The organism is Streptomyces sp. PA03-6a (assembly GCF_033792765.1).
GTDB lineage: Bacteria > Actinomycetota > Actinomycetes > Streptomycetales > Streptomycetaceae > Actinacidiphila.
On the sequence record NZ_JARAVK010000547.1, the window covers coordinates 1 to 1,639 of the forward strand.

1 protein-coding gene and 1 pseudogene are annotated in these 1,639 nt (G+C 71.0%); both read right to left on the bottom strand.

Features of this window, described 5'->3' with window-relative positions; all coding sequences use genetic code 11:
* Nucleotides 1-93 precede the first annotated feature (93 nt).
* Nucleotides 94-1,245, bottom strand: coding sequence for a glycoside hydrolase family 64 protein (locus PV350_RS46515; RefSeq protein WP_500339297.1), 1,152 nt, complete (start codon nt 1,243-1,245; stop codon nt 94-96).
* A gap of 140 nt (nt 1,246-1,385) precedes the next feature.
* Nucleotides 1,386-1,639 (bottom strand): annotated as a pseudogene (locus PV350_RS46520) (hypothetical protein); the annotation flags it as partial.

Genomic DNA, 1,639 nt, shown 5'->3' on the forward strand with positions numbered 1-1,639 from the left:
ACTCGCTATGACAAGCGCGGCTATGTCTACCTCGGCACAGCCACTGCAGCAGCCCTCGTCATCTGGCTCCGCACATGATCGGCCGGACAAGTCCTAGTCCAGCGGGTCCAGCGTGAGGGAGGCCTGTTGCGGGTTGGCGTCGTTGACCAGCGACTCGTGGTTGCCCACGTCGTCGAAGGCGAAGGCGTACGCCTTGCCGTCGGCCATCCGCGCGTGGATCTCCCGGGCGTACTGGTTCGTCACGGAGTCCTGGTAGAAGCCGGCCGCGCTCGTGTCCGGCTGGGCGGGGTTGGTGAGCAGGGTGGTGCGGTTGAAACCGGCGCACAGCGTGCGCGAAATCGGGCCGCGCACCAGGTCGTTCGGTGCGTCCAGCAGCTTGTGGCAGCCGAACACGCTGTCCGCGTCGGGCTTCTGGAACGAGGTGACGACGGTCCCGGAGGTGTCGGTGAAGTTCATGACGCCGCCGGAGACCCGTCCGAAGTACTTCGTACCGGGCCGGTCGCCGAAGGGGGTCACCGTGAGCGTCGCGGTGGAGTACTTCTGCCAGACGCGATTGACGTAGTCGTCCATCACGGTGCGCGGGAGCGCGCCCGTCTCGATCCCGTGGCCGGGAGAGAGGGCGCGGAGCACGGTGCCGTCGGCGCGGGTCTGGACGAGGTTCGCCCAGCCGCCCGTCCGGCCCCGCAGGGCGGCGAAGAAGCCGTTCCAGCCGCCCCGCACGAGGTGCCCGGTGGTGGTGCTGCTGCCGTCGGCGCGCTTGAGGCCGACGGCGTACGGGGCGGAGAACATGTCCACCTGCGTGCTGTTGATCCACAGCCCGGAGTCGTTCAGCGTGTACTCGGACCAGTTGAAGAGGATGTCCCGGTTGGGGTCGGACGGGTTCTGCACCGCGGGCTGCACCAGGCCCCCGGTGGTCAGCCGGAAGTCCAGCTTCCGGCCGTAGGAGAAGTAGACCCGGCCCGAGAACTTGGGGAGCCGGATGGTGACGGACCTGCCGTTGGCGGGTCCGGCGATCGAGGCGTCGGGCGCCGGGGTCGGCGGGTTGCCCCCGGCGGGCCAGGGGTGGAAGGCGCCGTTGGCGTCGGCCCAGCCCTGGCGGCCGGTGGCGAGCTCGGTGCCCAGGTCGTAGAGGTACACGGGCTCGTTGCGGCCGGAGTTGTTGGTGACCGTCAGCGGGATGGTGGCGGGGACGGCGGCCTCGGCGCGGGGGGACGTGGTGCCGAGGACGGTGAGGCCGACCGTCATCAGCAGCGCGGCCGGCAGGGCCGCGAGGGGCTTGCGTCGGATGTGCACGCGCTTCCTCCTTGTGTGGGGGCGGAGGGACGCCACGAGGGGCGAAAAGGTGCTGAGAGCGCTCTCAAGAGTCAATGCGTGAGGCGAACATGTCAATCCATCCCGTCGGAGTTGTCGGGGTGGACGCGCAGGAGGACCTCGGCCAGGCCGGTCAGCCGGGCCCGGGCGGCCAACCCGGCGACCGGACGCCGTCCGTCGCCGCGGCCGCGGCGACGGACGGCGGGCGCGACGATGAGGCGGGCCGGTTCGACCTCGTCCTCCTCGGCGTCGAGCCGGAGTTCGCCGTGGCCGACCAACTCCCGCCCGTCGTGGAGCAGGTGGTCCTCCGCGTCCCGCCGGCCCGCGA

Coding starts and splice junctions, on each gene's coding strand:
- PV350_RS46515 (WP_500339297.1), bottom strand. CDS start 1,245: ATGACGGTCGGCCTCACCGTCCTCGGCACCACGTCCCCCCGCGCCGAG.